The sequence below is a fragment of the Bacillus sp. GbtcB14 genome, assembly GCF_019091205.1.
Lineage (GTDB): Bacteria > Bacillota > Bacilli > Bacillales > Bacillaceae_G > Bacillus_A > Bacillus_A cereus_AG.
Map to the genome: position 1 here is coordinate 741,735 of NZ_JAGXJT010000002.1, position 21,271 is coordinate 763,005.

Consider the following 21,271-nt stretch of genomic DNA (forward strand, 5'->3'; position numbering starts at 1 on the left):
TCCCTACGTAACCAATGAATATAATTTTTATTATATGAAATAGAAAATAGATGGTTCTTTTCGAACAACTATTCTAACATTTTTAACCAATCATCCCATTCTTCTTTCGTATCACCAATTAGGCATGTTTGAATGTTCAACTGATCTCGAGCACCTATTTCTCCTATAAACCCAACAGAAAGTTTCTCACTTTTTTCTTGCAACAAATTCATGTCGTTCATCGCGTTCTTAAGTTCTTGTTCCTCATCAAAAGAGACTACTACATATGTAGGTTGTATTTGCTCAACAGCTAACAAAATGCCATCTTCCGCTAAGCTTGACCTAATATATATCACTTCATATCCTTTTAAGCGTAAATACGTTGAGAAAACAAACCCTTTCAACATATTATTTTCTAACACAACAACTTTGTGTATAGAAGAAAATGATGATGCATTATGATACACCATTCCTAGACGAGTTTGTAAAAATGATACGACATATTGGAATTGCACCAATGTAACTTCATTATTATTTTTTAGCGTTAACAATTTATTTGACACTTGAAGAACAATACTTGCTATAACTTTTTCTGTTGCATAAATACTAAAAGCCTCGTTTAACAATGCAGAAGTTGTAATTTCATCAAATTTTAACAAAGCTTGTAGTAAATCGTCCACTAAAACAACTTCTCTATCGTAATGTATTTCTTTTTGAACATTACGCTGCAAACGATTCCCTTCTAATAATTGAACTGCTTGTCCAATCATCATGCCGGAAGAAACCTTGTCCATTAACCATTTCAAAATTTGAATATGCTCTTCTGTATATAATCGATGCCCCGCATGATTCCGCTTTGGAGCAATAATTTGATATCGTCTCTCCCATGCACGAAGAGTACTCGGCTGAATTCCAATTATATTCGAAACAGCTTTTATGTTATATTTCCCGTTTAGAGTTGGCATCATTTCCCTCCGCATAACGTGATAATATGTGTTTGAGCAGGTGCTCGGAAGCGAAGTGGGATCAACGTTGTTCCATACCCATTACTAACAAAAAGAGTCATATTTGAATGCTTATATACGCCACCTTTTAAATATTTTTTAGATGGGAATAATCGAATCTGTCCTCCATGTGTATGTCCACTTAACACAAGTGAAATTTGTTCTTTTCCAGACATTTTATTTATTATATCAGGGTTATGACTAATTAATATGCGAAAACCATCTTCTTTGCAATCAGCCAACGCTAAATCTAAACGATCACGTTTCAAACCAACATCATCTACACCGAGTAAACAAATTTTTTCTCCTAGTTCAGACTCAAATACAACTCTTGTATTATCTAAAACTTTCACATTATTTTCTAATAACAAAGCATCTAATTCATGATATTCAATCTCATAATCATTATTTCCCCATACAAAATATACAGGAGCTATAACTCTTAACTTTTGTATATTTGCAGAGATTTTCGATAAAGGGACGCCTCTTTCCGCTAAATCACCGCCAATAATTACAAGGTCTACATTTCCTTTTACTTGTTCAATTAATGAACTTGAAATGACCCTTCTATGAATATCAGAAATAAAAAACACCTTTACTTTTTGAAAACTTTTCGGAAATTCTTCAAATATTAAAGTATGTTCTAACACAGTATTACGCATCGCTTCTGTATACATTACAAGAAGAAATATAATACCAATACATATGAGAGTACTTAATAAGATAATCCATATCATATATTTTTTACTCCCTTCCTCATAAAGATAATCCTCAGTTTTTATAGCAAGTATGTTCTAGCTCTCCTGCTTTGCGGACTTATCTTTTATCGGAATTTTTATTTCTTGACCTACATTCACTTCATCCTCTTGTAAATCATTATACTTTTTAATCACTTCGATCCCAGTTTCATCTGAAAAATATTGCTTCGCTATACTTTCTAAAGTTTCTCCCTCTTTCACCGTATGCGTTACTACTTTCTCAGATGGTGCCCCTGATTCAGATTTAGCTGAATCAAAGAAAATGACCTCAAACGCACTTTTCCCAGCGTTATTACCATCACTTTTCACCTGAATATATTTATCTGTATACCATAAGATACTAATTGGTAGTAATATGAATAGAAATGTTAAAACTCGGACGAAAATATGATTCATTTTAAACTTTTCTTTTTTCTCTTTATTTCTATGAATTTCACTACGCGGCGGTAAACTTTCTTTTTCTTCCACTCGCTCAACTTCTAATTCCTCTTCAAAATCAGGAATTCGTTTTCTCATGTTGTTCACCACCACCTTCCATTTATTTTCTTAATTGGAGTCCCATTATAAAATCAACAAGAAAGTGTGCAAAGATTGTTATAAACAAATTTCCTGTCCATTCAAATACATAACCGAAGACAAAACTAATGAAACATACGAAACAAAATAAAAATGGCTTTTTTATATACCGAATATGTAACACTGCAAATACTAAACTCGCTATTACAATTCCAAAGTGCGTCTGCACTACACCTCTAAATAGAAATTCTTCTGCAAAACCGATAATGAACGTAATAACGAGTAGATGCATAACTGACATTCCTTGAAACATCCTATCGTTAATACCCCCATCATCAAACCAAGACTCTGGAAATACTCGCATTGCAACATAATCTAATAACACAATACCAATTGCTAATAAGCCGCCTATTATAAGTATAGACACCGGTTCCCATTTCCACAGACTATACACCGATTTTATATCTCGGAATAATATATATGCTAGTAAACAACCGATACCGATAATAATGAACTGTGTGATATACAGATTCAACCTTATTTCTTTCGGACTCATATCTTCAATATTATGCCTTTGAATGTTCATCATTCCCCCATCTTTTCTAGACCGAAAAGCTTTTGTAACTCTGTTTCCCAATTATAGTCGAAATCCGATTGCTGCGCTTGTCTTTTTTTATAATCTGTTTTTGTAATACTACAATAGTCACAGCAATTTTTTAACTCGTTCTCTTTTCTATAACCGAACTGTTGCAGCAAATATTCACGTCTACATCCTTTCACTTGTATCCATGATTTCATGTTTTCTAGCTCACTATATTTATTACGCAGCCTTATTTCTACTTCAGCTATTAATCTGTTCATAATTTCATCTGACAAGCTCTCTAATTTTAATTTTCGCTGTTGTATGATTCCAAGCTGCTCAAGATGATAGCGGATGAAACGCCAATATTGTTCATTAAATCTTGCTGCATTATAACAAATTTCTTCTACCTCTTCTATTGGTAATTCTTTCGTTTGAAACATTCTTTCTTGTAGTAAAGAAAATAGAAATTGTATTTGCGACTGACTTGGCAATTCATCTTCAATTATTGAAATTGGCAAATCGTGATCTAACGGACTACATAGTAAGATAGCTATACTCGGTTCACCATCTCTTCCAGCTCTTCCGATTTCTTGTAAATAGGAAGCTATATTGGTCGGATAATGGAAATGAATAATATAGCTCGTATTCGACTTATTTACTCCCATACCAAAAGCACTTGTACATATTACAAGCTGCAACTGGTCATTCATAAACTGCTGTTGAATTAACATACGCTCTTCATGTTCCATACCACCATGATAAAAAGCGACACCAGTCACGCCTTTTCCTCTTAAATATTCCGTTAAGCGCTCTGTCCATGCTCTGCTTGAACAATATACAATCCCTGGCCCTTGTAAATACATCACCTGGTCCAAAAGCGCTTCTTTCTTCTCTTCTATCGTCTCCACAAATTGGACTTCCATTGCAATATTTGGACGATCAATAGAGTATACATGCTGCGTCACTTTCTTCAAATCTAAACTATCCGCTATATCTCGTAGCACATCTTTCGTCGCTGTTGCCGTTAATGCTAGCACCGTAGGAGACCCGATATTCTCAATGACCACATTTAGTTTTTTATAGTCCGGTCTAAAATCATAACCCCATTGTGAAATACAATGAGCCTCATCCACAACAAATAATGAAATATGAACTTTCTTCAATTCTCTTATTAGCACTTCCGACTGCAACATCTCTGGTGAAACAAAAATAAATTTATATGAAGCTAATTTTTTCATCGCTTCTCTTTTTTCATGTAATGTCCGAAAACTATTAAATGCTATTACTCGGTTTTTCACAACATATTTTAATTGTGTAACCTGATCTTCCATCAAAGATAATAACGGTGATACAACAAGTACTGTTCCTTCTTGCATTAGCCCTGGAAGTTGATAGCACATAGACTTCCCTCTTCCAGTCGGGAGCATCGCTATAACATCTTTTCCTTCCAATAAATCTGTAATTACCCCTTTTTGCCCTGGTCGAAATTCAGAATATCCAAACCATCTATATAAATATTCCTCAAGCTTCATTTATACCCTCCATCCGCGCCAATACAAGACGGACCTCAAAATAAGAAATCCCCTCTCCAACCGCTTGTTTCAACTCACGCAACTTACGTGTTTGTAATGCCTCAATTACTTTTGTTACTTTATCTATTTTATCTTTTTCCATAAACATCTCGATTGAAAACTCTTTTTCCCGTAAAGCAATTTCAACAAAATGATCTTCTATCGTTGCAACCTTTAAATTTCTAATTGTCGCTATTTCTTCTAAAGAACGTCCTTGTCTCCAAAAATTATATGTTTTTTTCGTTGATAAACTAAATAATTCAGCTCTCTCATTTGGGTAAGATATAATTTCAGCTAACAGCGGAAATTCATTTTCTTTATCGCGAACTTCTTGTATAAAGAAGTGAATTGTACCCCAAAATAAAAAATACACCCGAAATATATCTTGTTTCGTAATTTCCGCTAATTGCTGCAATGTACAACCGATACGTTCATATCCTGTTAATCGATATGTTACAATTGTCGCTTCTACTACATCACCTTTTCCTAAAAGATTATGTATTTCTTTCCATAATCTTTTAGCCAATTCACTTCTCCTATACGGTATACCTGTTAAAAAGCGTTTCACCCACACCGTTATTTCTGTATCTTGTTGAATGGGAATAAACTTCGTATTATTCTGTTGTAAATTAGATATAGTTTGAATAATTAATGATAACCTTTTCCAAAATGTTTCACCTAATTCTCCATAGTGCAAACCATGTAAATGCGCGGGAAAAGCATACACTTCCTCCCATGTTTGCAACTGCATGTTACCTTTAGATGTTAACAAATATGTATTTTCATGTATTTCTTGAATCAAGTCTGCTTGCAACAACTTTGCAACTTCACGATCATAGTCTGTTCTATTTAACGATTTATATATTCCAAACAAAAAAGAAATTCGGAACATATTTCCATCTTGGAACGTTTGCGAAGATCGTTTTCCTTTTAATAAATAATAAATAGAAGAAACGGTCCTTTCACCATTCAATTGTTTTAAACAATACAATACAGTATATTGTAGTTGCATTACCGCTTCCACCTTTCAATCTAACTTAGTTACTTTTTAATATGATTGCGCTATTAAACTTATCATATTGGCACTATGTACTTGTATATAGTATATTGTACCAAACGAAATAACATTTACGTATTTTGAAAATCTTATGACATAATACAAAAATTAGTTGACACTCTAATTGATAAGGATTATCATTATAATTTTATGTTGAAAAGTTTTAAAAACCGTTTTACAATAAGATTATAATTTTTATGGCGAGCTTTTCACATACATATTATCAGGAGGGATAAAAGATGGCAAAATATACAATCGTTGATAAAGATACTTGTATCGCATGTGGTGCTTGCGGCGCTGCTGCACCAGACATTTATGATTATGATGATGAAGGTATTGCATTTGTAACGTTAGACGATAACCAAGGTATCGTTGAAATTCCAGATGTATTAATTGAAGATATGATGGATGCATTCGAAGGTTGTCCAACTGACTCAATTAAAGTTGCTGACGAATCATTCGACGGCGACTCTTTAAAATTCGAATAGTCTTTTATTAACTTCAAAAAATATCCCTCATTAATATGAGGGATATTTTTTGTTTTCTTTTTTCATTCTACTTAATAAAAAACCATTAGTAGTTCCATACTACTAATGGTTTTATTCCCCCCCGCTATTTGCCAGGCAGTAAGATCCCCACCTCAAAATTCAACGAAAGCAAAGAAGTTAGATGAGGGACGGGCTGCCCGTAAAGGATCGATTGGTAAGGGCTAATAATTAGTGGGGGCTAAACAAAAATCCCACTGATTAAAGTTTCACTTTATATTTTATGCATTTTTCATTTTTGCAAACACCCATACTTTCAGGCGTGAGAATAACGCTACAAATACAATTGTCACAACAATTCCTTTAATCAAATTAAATGGTAAGATGGCCGTTACAACCGTTGTTTTTATCGCTTCGCTAGACATAGCTGGTGAATTTAAAAACCAAGTGTAAGCTGGGAATATGATGATGTAATTTAATACACTCATAATGAGCGCCATTGTAATTGTACCTAGCATTAATCCTGTCGTTAAACTCTTAACAGTACGATACTTCCTAAATAAGAAAGCTGCTGGTCCAATAAATAAACATCCTGCAATAAAGTTAGCAATTTCTCCAACTGGTACTCCCGTTAAACTCCCTTGAATCCCGTAATGTAAAATATTCTTTATCGCTTCTACAATTATCCCTGCAACTGGCCCGAAAATAATCGCAGCAATTAGAGCTGGCACATCACTAAAATCAATTTTTAAAAATGGCGGAAGCCCTGGAAATGGGAAATCCAACATCATCAGTAAATACGCAATACTACTTAGCATCGCTACACTCACCATCTGCACTACACTTTTTTTTTGTTTCATCTTTCTCTCTCCTTTTCCATCGATCATCTCATGGAAAGTGGAAAGGTTCTGCTATGCCTATTTTTTCATAGAACGAAAAAACCCTTTGTGTTTTACACAAAGGGAGAATTTAAGGCACATCAAACAGACGTTCAAATACCTATCTTTTTTGAACGCTTGAACCTCCATCTTCTCCCATCCAGACTGTACTGTCGGCTTTGGAATCACACCAAATCCTGCCTTAACGGCTCGCGGGCTTAGAACAAAATCAAATATAGTTCATCACCGCCGGTCGGGATTTTCACCCTGCCCCGAAGATAGACCGATATTCTATTTTCCACTTCATTATACAACAACATGATCGTGTTGTGAACAAAAAAAATGTAACTTATTAAAAATAAGTTATTAATTTTATATAATTGAAACCAATCGCTATATTTTACAATACACCCCATATTTTTTAGTATTAGGCATTTCTCCTATGAATCCACTAGTCATATATAGTTAAAAGTGATAAGATGTTGAATTGTTAAGATAAGAACATTTTCTGGATTATGGAGGAAATGTCATGAAGAAAGAAAAGAGACACTCTATTCGAGAAGCAATGAAAAAAAACTTAAGAAAAGAATACTTTTACTTAAAAAAAGAATTACTTTTCTACTGTCCAATTGATCTAGGCACATTCTCAAGCGAGACATACTATGCTGCTTTCGATGAAGATGGCATCAGTATTTATCAGTATGATAAAAAAACAGAGAGTAAATTAAAATTATGCGAGCGTCATCCGTGGAAGAGTTGGAATAAAGTGAAGATTGATCACTACTTGACAACTTCACAATTTATTTTTCAAGGGGAGCGAAACTGGATATTATCCCTTTTCCAAAAAGGAAAAGAAGCTCAAAAAATAATTGAAGAGCATACATCTTTACAAACTGAAGTTGTTTCCCGCTCTTTCTTAAAAAAACTTCCAGGGTTCCGTTCTAATGCACCGTTGAATAAATACATCGGCAGCATTTGCTACACTGCACTTATTGCATTTTTATTAAAATGGATGATTCCATTTCAAGCACCACAAATTGCCCTGTACTCCATTTCAATTGGTTGTATGCTTCTTGGTCTACTTTGTTTGACAATCGGTTTAATTGAACCAACAATTGTACTGTTTCGGACAAACGAAAAAACAAGAACGAAAGTATTTTACTTATATAGCTACTTAGCTATTTCTGGATTTATATGTGTCTTTATTTTTTGGTAAAAGAAGAGCTAGTTAAACTAGCTCTTCTTTACTTTACGTATAATTGTTGATTTGGATAAATCCGATCTTGCTGCAGTCCATTTTTTTCTTTAACTTCCTTAACTGACATACTAAATTTCCGTGCAATACTAACTAAAGTGTCCCCTTTTTGCACGACATATAACGATGAAGAAACGACTTCATTTCTCTGTTCATGTAAAACAAGCAATGGATTCATCGCATTCTTTTTTGACATCGTCCATCTTCCTTGATGAACTTCCAAATGTAAGTGTGCACCTCTCGATTCTCCTGTATTTCCTACTTCTCCAATTATTTCTCCTTTTGAAATATAATCCCCTTGAACTACATATCTCTTATTTAAGTGTGCATACACAGCCTCATATTCTCCATGTTTAATAAATACAACGTTTCCATAACTACTTGAATAATAAGACTTCGTTACCTTACCTTCTTGAATAGCTGCCACAGGCGTGCCAATCGGTGCCGCTATATCTATACCGTAGTGTTTTCCATGCCTTGTCCCAAAATAATCACTTATCTGCCCTTCAACAGGCCATGTCCATCGATTTCCCTCTGCGTACACATGTAATTGAGATAAAAACAATACCGTCAATAACATGACACCACATTTTAACACTTTCATATACATCCTCCGTTTTCTAATTAACACCATACCTTCTCTATTTTGGTATATTACAGAAAAAAGTATACAAAAAAAGAAAGTGAATCACTCCACTTCCTTCTCTTCTTTATCACGGAAAACGATTGCACTGCGATTATACTCCACATCTTTTACTTGTAATCGAGCGTTTATTACTCTAGCTACCGCAAACAAATAATCAGATAATCTATTTACATACTTTAGAACAACTCCATTTATTTCCCCTTCTTTTTGCAAGGATACTACACATCGTTCTGCTCGCCTTACAACTGTACGCGCAATATGAATAGCAGCTGCAGCTTCGCTTCCACCTGGTAAAATAAAACGCTCTAACGGCGGTGCTTCTTCTATATACGAATCAATCCTTCTTTCTAAGCTTTCAACCATTTCAATCGTTACTTTATGAGGTGTTTTCCCCTCTACTATCGCCAAGTCTCCCCCGCAATCAAATAGTTCATGTTGAATATTTTCAAGTTCATTGTAAATATCTCCAAAAGATCCGCCTTGTAGCTTAGTCATTGCATATCCAATATGAGAATTCGCCTCATCTATCGTGCCATATGCTTCAACTCGGCTATTATCTTTATCCACTCTGCCGCCTATTACACTCGTTGTCCCTTTATCTCCTGTTTTCGTGTATAATTTCATCGCTTCACGACACCCCTCTTACTATTCTTCATTCGACTAAGATAGAAAAAAAGTTCTACTATTATTTATTTAATTGATTTTACAAAAAAATAAAAAACAGTAGAACTTTATTCATTATCAACTTTAAAAACGTATATCTAAATTATACGATTCGGTAAATATACAGAGAATGTAGTTCCCTCTCCAACAACACTTGAAACAGCAATTTTACCATCATGGCCTTGCACAATATTTTTTGCAATCGCAAGCCCGAGCCCTGTTCCACCTTTTTTTCCACGTGTTCTTGCTTTATCAGCTTTGTAGAAACGATCAAATAAAAATGGAATATCTTCTTCTGGAATACCAGCGCCCGAATCTCGTACTTCAAAAGTAAGACCATTATTTTTCGTATCAATTACAAGCGTTACATGTCCGCCTGCATTCGTATGACGAATTGCGTTGTCAATTAAATTCGTCAATACTTGTTCCATACGATCTGCATCAAACGGGTATTGTTCAATTGGATTCTGGAAATCAACCGTTAATGCGACTTCTTTATCCTTTGCAATTCCTTGGAATTTACGACCTATTTTTTCAACGAAAGGATGAATATCAACTTCACCTATATGTAACTCTACATTACCACTTTCCATACGCGCTAAATCTAATAGTTCATTTACAAGTTTACCTAAACGAACAGATTCATCATAAATGATTTGAACAAACTCATTAATTTCTTCTTTCGTTTGCACAATATCATCTAAAATCGCTTCACTATACCCTTGAAGCATTACCATCGGTGTACGAAGTTCATGTGATACGTTTGCAATAAAGTCTTGACGCATCTTCTCAAGACGGCGTTCTTCCGTCATATCACGTAATACAGCTACAGCACCACGAATTTTCGTTTGGTTGTAAAGCGGCGTCATAAGAACTACATAGTTCCCTTTTTGTAAATTAATTTCAACCACTTGTTGTTGTTCACTTTCTACAACAAGATGGAATAATTCAACAAGTTCAGAAGGCAGCTTTTTACTGAGCTCTACTTCTTTTTCCTCTTGCCAAACTTGTAAGAAATGTTCGGCCGGCGGATTGATTACAACGACTTCACCTTCTTGATTTAACGTAATAACCCCATCTGCCATACTACTTAAAATACTAGCTAGCTGTTCTTTCTCTTGCTGCAGAGCATTCATATTAAACTTCAACTGTTTCCCCATTTGATTTAAGGCCGTTGCAAGCTCACCAATCTCGTCCTGAGATACCATAGGAGCTTTCGCATCAAACTTCCCACGCGCCACCTCAAAAGCAACCTCACGCATTTTACGGAGCGGTGCTGTAATTCGAGTAGATAAGAAGAATGCAAAGAAAGTTGTTAATATAATCGCAATCCCTGCTGATAAGAATATAAAATCAGTCGTTCTCTCCATACCTTGTATCGGAACTTTTAAAGATTCGTATACGAACACTGCACTTTGATTTTTTGACTGCACTGGTTTTCCGACAATCATAATATCATTTTCAGTGTTTTTATTCTTTCTACTATTAGAGGCTTTTCTAATGTTATTCTTAATTTCTTTTTTGTCTGTAAAAACAGCCGCTAATTCTTTATCTTCTTTCAAATCATCCATTGTAAGAGTGACTAATCCTTCTTGTTTCGGCGAAGAAGATATTTCTTTACCATCTTCTACAATAATGATCCTTGAAAGGGGATCAGAGAATTTGTACGCGATATTCTCAATCGTTTTTACATCGGCACCTTCTTCAATTAACTCTGAAACACTTGTTGCAACCTTTTGAAGCCTTGCTTCACTCATATCAACATAATACGTTCTAAAAAACTGTGAAAGTAAAATCGCAACAAATCCAAGCACAAACGAAACGAGAAGTAATATGGTCATCCATAACTTCCCTACTACACTTCTCCAAAGCATCAGTCGTTCACAACCTCAAACTTGTAACCTACGCCCCAAACGGTAACAATCATCTTCGCAGCATCTGGTGATTTTTTGCTTAACTTCTCACGTAAACGCTTTACATGCGTATCAACTGTACGTAAATCTCCGAAGAATTCATATTGCCATACTTCTTTTAACAATTGCTCACGATCAAATACTTTATCAGGCGCTTTCGCTAAGAATAATAGTAATTCGTACTCTTTCGGTGTTAAGTTTACTTCATTACCATCTGCTGTAACACGGTGTGCATCATTATCAATTGTTAAATGAGGGAACACAGTAACATCTTTTGTCGTTGTATCTTGTGTAAAGAATGTTGTTGGTACTGAACGGCGTAAGACCGCTTTCACACGAAGTACTACTTCACGTGGGCTAAATGGTTTCACAATATAATCATCAGTTCCTACCTCAAACCCCTGTACTCGATTTACCTCTTCACCCTTCGCTGTCAACATAATAATTGGCGTCGCTTTCTTCTCACGAACCCCTTTACACACTTCAATACCATCTTTACCAGGCATCATAAGATCTAGTAGGATCAAATCGTAATCATTTTGCAGTGCCATTTCTAAAGCTGTATCACCATTGTCCGCTTCTTCAATTGTGTATTGTTCTCTTTCTAAATACATTTTCAACAAACGACGAATACGATCCTCATCGTCTACAATTAAAATTCTTGATTCATTTTCCATTTCTACCCGTTGCGTACTTTTACCACAACGGTTTACACCTACCCTTCTACACTAGTATGTTGCGCTATTCTCGTTTATTTAAGCAATCTTCTAAATGTTTCACTTCCCATATTATGCTTCACAAGAATACTAAATTTTGTTCAATTTTTTTCCAAAACTATGTATTTTTTTTGAACAGTATATAATGTCCTCGACATCATTTTACAAAATCAACCGCTACTTTGTCATGTTTTTCTCAAAAAAGAAGAAAAGTTGACAAAAATAAAATAGGAAAGTGACATTCACTCTCCTATTTTATTTCTCTATGCGTATGAATGTAAACCCGCGATAATTAAGTTTACTACAATAAAGTTAAACATAATGATTGCAAAACCAATTACCGCTAACCACGCTGACTTCTCTCCGTGCCACCCTTTTGATAAGCGTAAATGTAATACCGCCGCATAAAAGAGCCAAGTAATAAGCGCCCAAACCTCTTTTGGATCCCAGCCCCAAAAACGCGTCCACGCTATTTGTGCCCAAATCATGGCGAAAATTAATGCACCTAATGTGAAAACTGGGAATCCAATTGCAATAGAACGATATCCGATTTCATCCAGTAAATCACTATTTGTATTCTTTACTAACGGCTGAAGTGCTGCCGATACCCGTTTCCGTAAAACAAGTCTTAATACAATATAAAGTAATGTCCCAACTAACACTGACCAAATAACAGTATTTAACTTTTTCGCATTTACAATCGCTGGAACTTCAACTGTCGGTTCTAATTTATTTTCTGTCAATAACTTTCCTTCGTGCGGTCCTACTAAAGCCGGAAGATTGTACTTCATTTCCACTTGTTGTTCATTTTTATCAATCCATTGAAACTTCGCTTCATATTTCATACTAGAAAATACCGTTGTCACTCCAATAAAACCAACTGTACAAACAAGTGTGAACACTACCGTTTCTAACCAAAATGTACGTTTACTTCTCGTTGATTGATCTACATTTTTCAATAAATACATAACGCCCGTAATAAAACTAATTGCTAAAATTGCTTGTCCTGCTGCTGCAGTCGTCACGTGAATATGTAACCAATTACTTTTTAAAGAAGGAATAAGCGGCGATATTTCCCTCGGAAACATACTTGCATAGGCAATTAATAAAAGTGCAACTGGTAATGCAAAGAGTCCGATTATACTTACGCGATACATAAAATACATGACAATAAATGCTCCGACAAGCATCATGCCGAAAAATGTACCGAATTCAAAAAAGTTACTAACCGGCGCATGTCCTGATGCAATCCATCTTGTAACAAAATATACTGTCTGTGCAATAAACCCTAAAATTGTAATCGTTATTCCTATATTTGCCCATTTATGACCCTTTTCTTTAATAGCTCCCCCGAAAAATAGAGTTGCAATTAAATATAAAATAAATGCGGTAAAGAGGAAGTTACTACTTATTTGCACCATATCGTTTCCCCACCTTAACTAATTTTTTTATCCACTACTTTATCGCTTGGCTGCGGAATTGCTGTACCTTCTATTACTCTTTCAATATCTTTCTTTAAACCGAACCAATTTTTATTCGTATGTCCTGCAATCCACCATTCATCATTAACGCGTTGTATCCAAATACGGCGATGATTCCAATACATTCCTTGAATGACACCAACCATAAATATAAATCCGCCAATACCGAGAATCCAAAGCGTTAAATCTTTCCTTACAGTAAGTGCTGTTGCATTTTGCATTTCAACACCTGCAAACGACATTTTATATTTGTTATTCCCATCTGGTTCTATATTTTGCTGAATACCAACAAAACTCACTTCACCATCTGGTGTTTCAGGCGTAAACATTTTAAACACAAATGCAGGGTTGTTTGGCAATTTCGTTTTTGTATTCGGTCTTCCATTCTCGTCAAAATAAAAATCAGGAAAATAGCTTAATAGTTCTAAAGAATAACCATTTCCTAAATCGAATTTTTCTGTAGGATTCGTTAAATCAACTTTGATTGGTCCCCACTTTTGATTATTTTCTTTGTTTTGCAAATGGAATGACATGCTTTTAAATTCACTTTCTTTGTAATCCACTTGATAAACAGCAAATTGATCAAATTTCATTGGCTCATTTACTCGAATTTCCGCTTCTTTTATCTTTTCCAATTTCGGTTTTTGTCCTGCTATATTTTCGCCAACTACTTTATATAATACCGCATTCGTTTGGAAGTTTTTCGCAATCATTTTATCACCTACACGGTCAATTGCTTCATCAAAAACTTCCTTGTCCTTACTTTTATCGTAAACTTCCTTTATAAATTTCTCGTTTTTTAGATAGTATTGCCCATCCGTTCCTGGTATTTCTTTCGTTTCACCATCACGTAACCAAAGCGCTTCGTCTACGTACATACTCGGTAAAAAACGGAGCATTGCACCGAATAAAAAGATAATGAGACCGATATGATTCACATATGGACCCCAGCGTGAAAACCGTCCCTTTTCAGCTAAAATGTTACCGTCTTCCACTTTCACGTTATAGTTCGTTTTCTTTAAATTCATTTGGATTTTTTCCAAATCACCATCTTGGGGTGTACCAGTGCCGTATAATCGTTGTCTCTTTAAAAAGCTAGGGTGTCTTTTCACCCCTTGCTTCTTTAAGGCTTTATAAAGCGGAATGACACGATCTAAACTGCATATCACAAGTGAAATACCAATTGAAGCAATTAAAATCATATACCACCACGAACCGTATAAATTATTAAATCCTAATTGATAGTATAATTGTCCTAAAAATCCATATTCTTGTTTATAATATTCAGCTGGTGCAATCCCTGGAGTTATGTACATTTCTTGTGGAAAAATAGTTCCAACCGCCGATGCAGCTAAAGTGATTACAATGAGCCATACACCCACTTTTACAGAAGAGAAAAAGCTCCAAATTTTATCGACAATCGTTTTTGTTTGCGTGAGAGATCTTCGTGCACTCCCCTCATAGCGCATATCCAATAGTTTTATATTTTCATTGCTTTCAAATGGTTTCCCACAAGCTTCACAAAAAACAGTTCCTATCGGATTAACATGTCCACATTCACACTTAATTTCTTTCAACACTCTCACCGCCCCTGTATCTATATGTACTATTGTATATTCTAACCTCAAGTTACCGCAATACTCAGAATTTTTAAACCAAAGGTGCTATAGGTAAGCACCTCTCATGTAAAGGCTTTCTTTATTACGGAGTAATTTTCTTTAAATATCCTTCTAACTGTTCTTTCGTTTGTTCACCTATAATTTTCTCCACTACTTTTCCATCTTTATCAATCAAGAAGCTTGTCGGTAATGGTCCTACGCTATATGTCCCTATGATTTTTGTTCCTTTATCAATAGCGACTGGGAACTTCAAATCATATTGTTTCACAAAGTTCTTAACAGCAATTTCTGTTTCATCTGCATCTAACGCAATAATTTCAACGCCTTTTTCTTTATACTTTGGATATAATTCATTCATATAAGGCATTTCTTTCTCGCAAGGTTTACACCAAGTGCCCCAAAAGTTTAAAAATACACCTTTTCCCTTTAAATCTTTTAATTCAATTTTCTTTCCTTCTAAATCTGTCACAACAAAGTTAGGTGCTTCTTTTCCGATTTGCATTTTCTCTTTATCAGCAAAGAATCCTTGATAAAGTGTAAATCCTACAGCACCACATAAAATGAGCAGAATAATAACGCGAAATAATAAGCGATTTTTTTTCATATTGTCTCCCCTCTCTTCGACGAGTGATGAATATATGTATTTTTTAATAAATCACCAGCGGAGCATTCCACTGGTGAAATTTTCACAAGATCGATTAGCGAGGCTTTGTAGAAGCCAATGCACGTAATTGTTTTACCTCATGTGGTGTCAATTCTCTTGCATCACCAGGTCGCAGGCTTCCTACTTCTAAGAAAGCATAGCGTTCACGCTTTAGTTTCACTACTTTACAATCTAACGCTTCAAACATACGACGTACTTGACGGTTACGTCCTTCATGAATTGTTAATTGTACAATCGCCATTTCTTTACGCTTGTCCCAAGAAATAATTTTCACTTGTGCTGGTGCTGTTTTCCCATCTTCTAATGCAACACCTCGTTCTAACATGCGAATTTTCTCACCTGTTAATGGCCCTTTAATTTTTGCAACATACGTTTTTTCAACTTTATATCTCGGATGCATTAATACATTTGCAAATTCCCCATCATTTGTCATCAATAATACGCCCGACGTATCATAATCTAAGCGTCCGATTGGGAATAAACGTTGTCTAATTTCAGGGAAAAAGTCTGTTACAACACTTCTTCCTTTATCATCTGATACACTTGAAATTACGCCAGTTGGTTTATATAGTAAAAAATAAACAGGTTCTTCTTTTTCAAGAGGGATGTTATTTACTTCTACTTTATCTTGAGGAGTGACTTTCGTTCCTAACTCCTTCACTATTTTTCCGTTAACTTTCACTTTTCCTTGCTGAATTAATTCCTCAGCCTTTCTTCTTGATGCAATACCTGCTTGCGCAATCACTTTTTGTAATCGTTCCATTTCTTTTTTTCACCTCGAATTTATCTTACCTTACATTAGAAAGACTTGGCAACCGCATACACTTGACGGCTTTTCGCTTCATCTTACTTAAACAACATAGCGATGATAATAAACATATAAAGGTCAAATCATGTTTTTACCTTTTATTATTGTCCATATTCTTCATATTGCTCACAATAAAAGTTCATCATTTTGTCAAAAATACCGCATAAAAAAACCACTATTAAGCAACACCTTAATAGTGGTCGTATACGTATTATAAGCGAAATAGCATAAAAAATGAATAGCATTACTTAAACATTAAAGAAACAAACACAATCGAACAAATAATTCCGATCAAATCGGCAAAAAGTCCTACTTTTAATGCATCTCCCATTTTTCTAATTCCAACAGCTCCGAAGTATACTGTTAAAATATAAAAAGTCGTATCTGTACTCCCTTGCATCGTAGAAGCCAATCTTCCAATAAATGAGTCTGGCCCATATGTGGCAATTAAATCGGTCGTAATACTTAAACCAGCAGAGCCTGAAATAGGGCGTATAAGTGCTAGCGGAACAATTTCTGCTGGGACATGAATTAAATCTAACATCGGCTTCATTACTGATATCATTGCATCTAACGCACCTGAAGCTCGAAATATAGAAATAGATACGAGCATTCCAACCATAAACGGTAAAATGGAGATTGCAATTTGAATTCCTTCTTTTCCTCCCTCAACGAATGATTCATACGTTGGCACTTTCTTTATCGTGCCATATAAAAGGATAAAACCAATTACACAAGGGATTACCCATAATGAAATTGTATTGACAATGCTCATTTTTTCCGCCCCTTCCTACTCCTTCTTCGGTAAAAATAGCGGTCAATCCAAATCGCTCCAATCATAGAGAGTACTTGTGCAATGAATGTTACCCCAACAATTTCAGTAGGATTCGCTGATTCATATGTCATTCGAATCGAAATGACAGTCGTAGGAATTAAAGTAATCGCTGATGTATTTAACGCGAGAAACGTTACCATAGAACGACTCGCCGAGTCCTTCCCTCCATTTAACTCTTTCAATTGTTCCATTGCTTTAATACCGAGAGGGGTCGCTGCATTACCTAACCCAAAAAAGTTTGCCATCATATTCGATAAAATAAATCCCATTGACGGATGATCTTTCGGTATTTCTGGAAACAACCTTTTTACGATCGGCATAAAAAGTGACACTAACTTTTTTAACAACCCTGCTTCCTCTGCAATTTTCATTAAACCAAGCCAAAATACTAAAACACTAATCAGTCCTATACAAATTGTTACTGCGTCTTTTGCTCCGTCAAATACAGCTTTATTTATTGCTTCCATCGTTCCATTTATCATGGCATATACGATCCCTATGACTGCCATCGCTACCCATACGAGATTAACCATCGCTTCCAACACCTATCATATGAGAAAAAATTTCTTTCACATTATTCCAGTACATTCCCGTTGTAGCTACTAACTTTCGTTTACTATAAAATAAATTCCGTTCTCCAACTTTCTCATTGCCAACATAAATTTCTGTCTTCCCAACCTTTACACCATCCTTAAGCTTTGAGCTTTTATCGAGTTCAACTTTTAATACGACATCCTTTCTTTCTTGCTCAGTTAATGGCACCGCAAAACTATTTTTCGTATAGACATGATTGGCATATTTCTTTTCAGTTATTTCAGCAAGAGCTCCTTGTCCTACAACGTTCGTTTGCTTGAAACGTTCAAAACCCTTATCAAATAAATTCATATGATCATCCCAATCGCTAGAAGCGCTCAAAGTTACGACAATTAGATCTAGTCCATCTTTTGATGCTGTTGTAACAAGCGTCCGTCCTGCTTTCTTCGTAAAACCTGTTTTTCCTCCTGTTGCAAATTCATAATACGACGTCACAAGTTTATGTTTGTTTTTCCACGGATAATCCCATGAGTCTGATTTATACGTTTTTGTTCCAAAAATCTTCTTAAAGGTTTCGTTCCCCATTGCATACTTCGTTAAAAGTGCCATATCATAAGCCGACGAATAATGGGATCCATCTCCATCCAAACCATGTGGGTTTGAAAAGTGCGTATCTTTCATTCCAATTTGTTTCGCCTTTTCATTCATTAAATATACGAACCCTTCTATACTCCCTCCTACATTTTCAGCAATTACTTGTGCTGCATCATTACCAGATCTAAGCATGAGTCCGTATACTAAATCCTCTAACTTCACTTTCTGTCCAGGCTTTAAATAAATTGCTGATCCCTCTACTCTCACCGCTTCATTACTAACCGATACCATTTCTTTCATTTTTCCTGATTCAGCAGCTAACAAGGCTGTCATAATTTTTGTTATACTAGCAATTTTTTGTGGCTCATGTTCTGCTTTCCCGTATAATACACGGCCTGACTGTTGCTCCATTAATACAGCATTTCGAGCACTGACATTACTGTTCATCTTTGCATATGTAGGAATTGGCATAACGCTTGCATACATAATAAGAAGCGTGATTATTACACAAATTCGTCTCATATTTCCCCCCACGTCCTTTTGGCACTTTTTGTACAAGTGTATGCTTGGCCTTTTAAAATATGAACGAAATCTCTTGCCCCTTCCAATAAAAAAGACGCAGAAAACCTGCGTCTAATACGGTGTCCATTCAATTTGTTTCGCACTTTCAAATCTTTTCTCGACATCAGGCCAATTTACAACATTCCACCAGTTTTTAATATATTCATCTTTTCGATTTTGGTATTGTAAATAATACGCATGTTCCCACACGTCTAGTACGAGGAGCGGTATCGTATCCCATTGTGTAAATAATTGATGAAGTGTACTCTGCAAAATTTCTAATCTTCCAGATCGTGGAACCCAAACGAGAATCGCCCATCCTGATCCTTCCACTTTAGAAGCTGCTTCTGTGAAATGTTTTTGAAAACGTAAAAAACTCCCAAAGTCTTGTTCAACCTGCTGTGAAAGAGCCCCTCTTGGACTTCCACCACCATCTTTTTTCATGTTATTCCAAAATATCGTGTGTAAGTAATGACCTGATCCATGAAAAGCCGCTTCTCTTTCCCAATGTTTAATTAAATCAAATTGATTCGTTTTTCTCGCTTCTTCCATCATCTTCTCTGCCTTATTTAATCCTTCCACGTAACTGCGATGATGTTTATCATGGTGTAACATCATAATTTCTCTGGAAATATAAGGTTCTAACGCATTATACGGATAAGGTAATGGTGGAAGTGTGTGCCCTCCAATTGGAACAGCTCGTTCACTACCCCCTCTTTCATATAGTTCATATTCCTCTTCTCCCTGCACGAATACTTCCTGCAAGTGATGCTGAATATGTTCTACATCATCACTTATTTCATACATAAACTCTGCATCTGTATCATACTCATGCTCTTTCATACGATCTAATAACGTTTGAATTTTATAAGCAAGCATATGGACATCATACACTTCCATTGCACGGCTATCTAATACGTGAAGAACACTTTCACACCAGCTCTCTACTTCATGAAAGTAATCTGTAAATACACCTTGCTGACTCATGTTACACCTCCTTAATGCTATCCCCATAAATATATTCAAAGGAAATCCCTTATATAACTTTACAAAAGGAAAAGAAGCTAAGTCCCCTTAGCTTCTTTTTCGCAATTAATATTTGTGTAACATCTTTGTTTGGTAATCCGTCTCATAATATTCTAGTTCTTCACGCATCAATTGAAATTTACCTTCTAAACTCTTCATCACTTGCTCTACAGATGCTGGTGGCGTTTGTTGAAAAACAATGGAGTTTTTCCCTGTATAGGCAGACCGACTATTTTCATACCAATGATCACTCTTCGGTGAGAAAAACTCTGCAATTACTTGATGATAAATTTTATATAAAATTTTTTCAGCTGCTGTTTTTCGAAATGGCTGGCTATTTAACAGAACAAAACATGCATCATGTCCTTCTTCACAAAAAACGAGAAGACGTCTCATTGATGCTAATAACCCTTTATAATATCGCTCGTTCCCTGCTGGTGTTTCTTCTAATAAAGAAGGCAACGTATGATAATTTACATAATTGGTTATCAAAGTAATAACATCTTCTAAAAACATAGAAACTTGTTCTGTTTGATTTTCAACCATTAGATTAGACATTTTTTCCCTCTCCTTTGCCATTTCACGCTATTTCTACTCTTTTATTTTTATGTAATTCAGCCAATATTTCTTGTACTTTCACCACTGTTCCCTCATCAAAATATTGTTGGAATTCTTCTATATTATTTACATACAAACGTTTTTGTGTACGAAGCTCATTCTCTTTCAGTAAACAACATATCGCTACAATTTCCCGCAAATATATGTCTTGTTCTTCTACTTGACATACTGGATTTCCTTCAAAAGAAGTAATTTCTTGTAAAACTTCTTCAAAATATCGAACGTATAAAACGGAAAAAGTTCTTTCTTCATTATTTAATATATATGTCACTTCAGATCTATTAAAGAAATCTTCTGATGTATTAGGTTTTGCTTTCTCTAACTCATATCCCGCATAACCTATTATAATCATCTACTTCCCCTCTCTTCCTTCTTTCAATTTATTTTAACTTAATTTTCTGACAAACGGAATACTCTTTTAAATATAACCGTTATAAAAAATAGCTTCCCTATAAAGGAATTTACCTTTTTATTTTTCTTGAAGTTTGTCATAATAATATTATTGTC

Annotated in this window: 23 protein-coding genes and 1 riboswitch; of the genes, 2 read left to right on the forward strand and 21 right to left on the reverse strand. The window is 35.2% G+C overall.

The genetic code is table 11. The features are described 5' to 3' along the window. Nucleotides 1–68: 68 nt before the first annotated feature. From KVT31_RS08750 to KVT31_RS08775, 6 genes are read right to left on the reverse strand one after another with little or no spacing between them, the layout of a single operon-like run. On the reverse strand, nucleotides 69–944 hold the full coding sequence (locus KVT31_RS08750; RefSeq protein WP_140392404.1) for a MerR family transcriptional regulator: 876 nt from the start codon (nucleotides 942–944) through the stop codon (nucleotides 69–71). Then, entirely contained in the window at nucleotides 944–1,720 is a 777-nt protein-coding gene (locus tag KVT31_RS08755) for a metallophosphoesterase (RefSeq protein ID WP_088095762.1), read from the reverse strand. Before KVT31_RS08755 ends, KVT31_RS08750 begins: the two co-directional genes overlap by 1 nt. Nucleotides 1,721–1,777: 57 nt before the next feature. After that, on the reverse strand, nucleotides 1,778–2,257 hold the full coding sequence (locus KVT31_RS08760; RefSeq protein ID WP_088095761.1) for a LysM peptidoglycan-binding domain-containing protein: 480 nt from the start codon (nucleotides 2,255–2,257) through the stop codon (nucleotides 1,778–1,780). Nucleotides 2,258–2,279: 22 nt separating this feature from the next. Then, entirely contained in the window at nucleotides 2,280–2,843 is a 564-nt protein-coding gene (locus KVT31_RS08765; protein ID WP_061677819.1) for a CPBP family intramembrane glutamic endopeptidase, read from the reverse strand. After that, nucleotides 2,843–4,372 carry a RecQ family ATP-dependent DNA helicase gene (locus KVT31_RS08770; RefSeq protein ID WP_088095760.1) on the reverse strand — a complete coding sequence of 510 codons (1,530 nt, stop codon included), beginning with the start codon at nucleotides 4,370–4,372 and terminating at the stop codon, nucleotides 2,843–2,845. Before KVT31_RS08770 ends, KVT31_RS08765 begins: the two co-directional genes overlap by 1 nt. Continuing rightward, a complete protein-coding gene (locus tag KVT31_RS08775) occupies nucleotides 4,362–5,423 on the reverse strand; it encodes a YpbB family protein (protein WP_088095759.1) in 1,062 nt (353 codons plus the stop codon). Before KVT31_RS08775 ends, KVT31_RS08770 begins: the two co-directional genes overlap by 11 nt. Before the next feature lie 284 nt (nucleotides 5,424–5,707). Here KVT31_RS08775 and KVT31_RS08780 point away from each other — a divergent pair, with 284 nt between their 5' ends. Continuing rightward, on the forward strand, nucleotides 5,708–5,956 hold the full coding sequence (locus KVT31_RS08780; protein ID WP_001151994.1) for a ferredoxin: 249 nt from the start codon (nucleotides 5,708–5,710) through the stop codon (nucleotides 5,954–5,956). Nucleotides 5,957–6,234: 278 nt separating this feature from the next. Here KVT31_RS08780 and KVT31_RS08785 read toward each other — a convergent pair whose 3' ends face one another. Continuing rightward, the gene (locus tag KVT31_RS08785; protein ID WP_088095758.1) at nucleotides 6,235–6,813 is read right to left on the reverse strand and encodes an ECF transporter S component; all 579 of its coding nucleotides are present in this window, start codon (nucleotides 6,811–6,813) and stop codon (nucleotides 6,235–6,237) included. A gap of 162 nt (nucleotides 6,814–6,975) precedes the next feature. Continuing rightward, nucleotides 6,976–7,115: riboswitch (FMN riboswitch) on the reverse strand. Between the two features lie 245 nt (nucleotides 7,116–7,360). On the opposite strand from KVT31_RS08785, the gene KVT31_RS08790 reads away from it, so the two are divergent. Then, nucleotides 7,361–8,047, forward strand: a complete 687-nt coding sequence (locus KVT31_RS08790; protein WP_088095757.1) for a hypothetical protein — start codon at nucleotides 7,361–7,363, stop codon at nucleotides 8,045–8,047. A gap of 28 nt (nucleotides 8,048–8,075) precedes the next feature. Here KVT31_RS08790 and KVT31_RS08795 read toward each other — a convergent pair whose 3' ends face one another. From KVT31_RS08795 to KVT31_RS08860, 14 genes are all read right to left on the reverse strand, one after another. Beyond that, the gene (locus tag KVT31_RS08795) at nucleotides 8,076–8,690 is read right to left on the reverse strand and encodes a peptidoglycan DD-metalloendopeptidase family protein (protein WP_088095756.1); all 615 of its coding nucleotides are present in this window, start codon (nucleotides 8,688–8,690) and stop codon (nucleotides 8,076–8,078) included. Between the two features lie 84 nt (nucleotides 8,691–8,774). Then, a complete protein-coding gene (locus KVT31_RS08800; RefSeq protein WP_088095755.1) occupies nucleotides 8,775–9,356 on the reverse strand; it encodes a cob(I)yrinic acid a,c-diamide adenosyltransferase in 582 nt (193 codons plus the stop codon). A 137-nt stretch (nucleotides 9,357–9,493) separates the two neighbouring features. Then, a complete protein-coding gene (gene resE, locus KVT31_RS08805; protein ID WP_088095754.1) occupies nucleotides 9,494–11,269 on the reverse strand; it encodes a sensor histidine kinase ResE in 1,776 nt (591 codons plus the stop codon). After that, nucleotides 11,269–11,985, reverse strand: a complete 717-nt coding sequence (gene resD / locus KVT31_RS08810; protein WP_000426862.1) for a DNA-binding response regulator ResD — start codon at nucleotides 11,983–11,985, stop codon at nucleotides 11,269–11,271. The genes resE and resD overlap by 1 nt, the downstream gene beginning before the upstream one ends. Before the next feature lie 302 nt (nucleotides 11,986–12,287). Continuing rightward, nucleotides 12,288–13,445 (reverse strand): cytochrome c biogenesis protein ResC, encoded by a 1,158-nt coding sequence (gene resC, locus KVT31_RS08815; protein ID WP_088095753.1) that lies wholly within the window; start codon nucleotides 13,443–13,445, stop codon nucleotides 12,288–12,290. 14 nt (nucleotides 13,446–13,459) lie between these two features. Continuing rightward, nucleotides 13,460–15,085, reverse strand: a complete 1,626-nt coding sequence (gene resB / locus KVT31_RS08820) for a cytochrome c biogenesis protein ResB (RefSeq protein ID WP_088095752.1) — start codon at nucleotides 15,083–15,085, stop codon at nucleotides 13,460–13,462. Nucleotides 15,086–15,206: 121 nt separating this feature from the next. Then, the gene (resA, locus tag KVT31_RS08825; RefSeq protein WP_088095751.1) at nucleotides 15,207–15,728 is read right to left on the reverse strand and encodes a thiol-disulfide oxidoreductase ResA; all 522 of its coding nucleotides are present in this window, start codon (nucleotides 15,726–15,728) and stop codon (nucleotides 15,207–15,209) included. A 94-nt stretch (nucleotides 15,729–15,822) separates the two neighbouring features. Next, entirely contained in the window at nucleotides 15,823–16,551 is a 729-nt protein-coding gene (gene rluB, locus KVT31_RS08830) for a 23S rRNA pseudouridine(2605) synthase RluB (protein WP_088095750.1), read from the reverse strand. Nucleotides 16,552–16,840: 289 nt separating this feature from the next. Beyond that, on the reverse strand, nucleotides 16,841–17,371 hold the full coding sequence (spmB, locus tag KVT31_RS08835) for a spore maturation protein SpmB (RefSeq protein WP_000029511.1): 531 nt from the start codon (nucleotides 17,369–17,371) through the stop codon (nucleotides 16,841–16,843). Next, entirely contained in the window at nucleotides 17,368–17,964 is a 597-nt protein-coding gene (gene spmA / locus KVT31_RS08840; protein WP_000247806.1) for a spore maturation protein SpmA, read from the reverse strand. Before spmA ends, spmB begins: the two co-directional genes overlap by 4 nt. Beyond that, on the reverse strand, nucleotides 17,957–19,081 hold the full coding sequence (gene dacB, locus KVT31_RS08845; RefSeq protein WP_088095747.1) for a D-alanyl-D-alanine carboxypeptidase DacB: 1,125 nt from the start codon (nucleotides 19,079–19,081) through the stop codon (nucleotides 17,957–17,959). The genes spmA and dacB overlap by 8 nt, the downstream gene beginning before the upstream one ends. Nucleotides 19,082–19,192: 111 nt before the next feature. Beyond that, complete coding sequence (locus KVT31_RS08850) at nucleotides 19,193–20,107, reverse strand: superoxide dismutase (RefSeq protein WP_088095746.1); 915 nt, start codon at nucleotides 20,105–20,107, stop codon at nucleotides 19,193–19,195. 105 nt (nucleotides 20,108–20,212) lie between these two features. Next, nucleotides 20,213–20,704: a YpuI family protein gene (locus KVT31_RS08855; protein WP_088095745.1), complete on the reverse strand. Its 492-nt coding sequence runs from the start codon at nucleotides 20,702–20,704 to the stop codon at nucleotides 20,213–20,215. Between the two features lie 22 nt (nucleotides 20,705–20,726). After that, nucleotides 20,727–21,116: a hypothetical protein gene (locus tag KVT31_RS08860; RefSeq protein WP_088095744.1), complete on the reverse strand. Its 390-nt coding sequence runs from the start codon at nucleotides 21,114–21,116 to the stop codon at nucleotides 20,727–20,729. Between the last annotated feature and the right edge of the window lie 155 nt (nucleotides 21,117–21,271).

Bases quoted from the DNA above. Each gene is read 5' to 3' on its own strand.
- KVT31_RS08750 (WP_140392404.1), bottom strand. From the start codon at position 944: ATGCCAACTCTAAACGGGAAATATAACATAAAAGCTGTTTCGAATATA.
- KVT31_RS08755 (WP_088095762.1), bottom strand. From the start codon at position 1,720: ATGATATGGATTATCTTATTAAGTACTCTCATATGTATTGGTATTATA.
- KVT31_RS08760 (WP_088095761.1), bottom strand. From the start codon at position 2,257: ATGAGAAAACGAATTCCTGATTTTGAAGAGGAATTAGAAGTTGAGCGA.
- KVT31_RS08765 (WP_061677819.1), bottom strand. From the start codon at position 2,843: ATGAACATTCAAAGGCATAATATTGAAGATATGAGTCCGAAAGAAATA.
- KVT31_RS08770 (WP_088095760.1), bottom strand. From the start codon at position 4,372: ATGAAGCTTGAGGAATATTTATATAGATGGTTTGGATATTCTGAATTT.
- KVT31_RS08775 (WP_088095759.1), bottom strand. From the start codon at position 5,423: ATGCAACTACAATATACTGTATTGTATTGTTTAAAACAATTGAATGGT.
- KVT31_RS08780 (WP_001151994.1), top strand. From the start codon at position 5,708: ATGGCAAAATATACAATCGTTGATAAAGATACTTGTATCGCATGTGGT.
- KVT31_RS08785 (WP_088095758.1), bottom strand. From the start codon at position 6,813: ATGAAACAAAAAAAAAGTGTAGTGCAGATGGTGAGTGTAGCGATGCTA.
- KVT31_RS08790 (WP_088095757.1), top strand. From the start codon at position 7,361: ATGAAGAAAGAAAAGAGACACTCTATTCGAGAAGCAATGAAAAAAAAC.
- KVT31_RS08795 (WP_088095756.1), bottom strand. From the start codon at position 8,690: ATGAAAGTGTTAAAATGTGGTGTCATGTTATTGACGGTATTGTTTTTA.
- KVT31_RS08800 (WP_088095755.1), bottom strand. From the start codon at position 9,356: ATGAAATTATACACGAAAACAGGAGATAAAGGGACAACGAGTGTAATA.
- resE (WP_088095754.1), bottom strand. From the start codon at position 11,269: ATGCTTTGGAGAAGTGTAGTAGGGAAGTTATGGATGACCATATTACTT.
- resD (WP_000426862.1), bottom strand. From the start codon at position 11,985: ATGGAAAATGAATCAAGAATTTTAATTGTAGACGATGAGGATCGTATT.
- resC (WP_088095753.1), bottom strand. From the start codon at position 13,445: ATGGTGCAAATAAGTAGTAACTTCCTCTTTACCGCATTTATTTTATAT.
- resA (WP_088095751.1), bottom strand. From the start codon at position 15,728: ATGAAAAAAAATCGCTTATTATTTCGCGTTATTATTCTGCTCATTTTA.
- rluB (WP_088095750.1), bottom strand. From the start codon at position 16,551: ATGGAACGATTACAAAAAGTGATTGCGCAAGCAGGTATTGCATCAAGA.
- spmB (WP_000029511.1), bottom strand. From the start codon at position 17,371: ATGAGCATTGTCAATACAATTTCATTATGGGTAATCCCTTGTGTAATT.
- spmA (WP_000247806.1), bottom strand. From the start codon at position 17,964: ATGGTTAATCTCGTATGGGTAGCGATGGCAGTCATAGGGATCGTATAT.
- dacB (WP_088095747.1), bottom strand. From the start codon at position 19,081: ATGAGACGAATTTGTGTAATAATCACGCTTCTTATTATGTATGCAAGC.
- KVT31_RS08850 (WP_088095746.1), bottom strand. From the start codon at position 20,107: ATGAGTCAGCAAGGTGTATTTACAGATTACTTTCATGAAGTAGAGAGC.
- KVT31_RS08855 (WP_088095745.1), bottom strand. From the start codon at position 20,704: ATGTCTAATCTAATGGTTGAAAATCAAACAGAACAAGTTTCTATGTTT.
- KVT31_RS08860 (WP_088095744.1), bottom strand. From the start codon at position 21,116: ATGATTATAATAGGTTATGCGGGATATGAGTTAGAGAAAGCAAAACCT.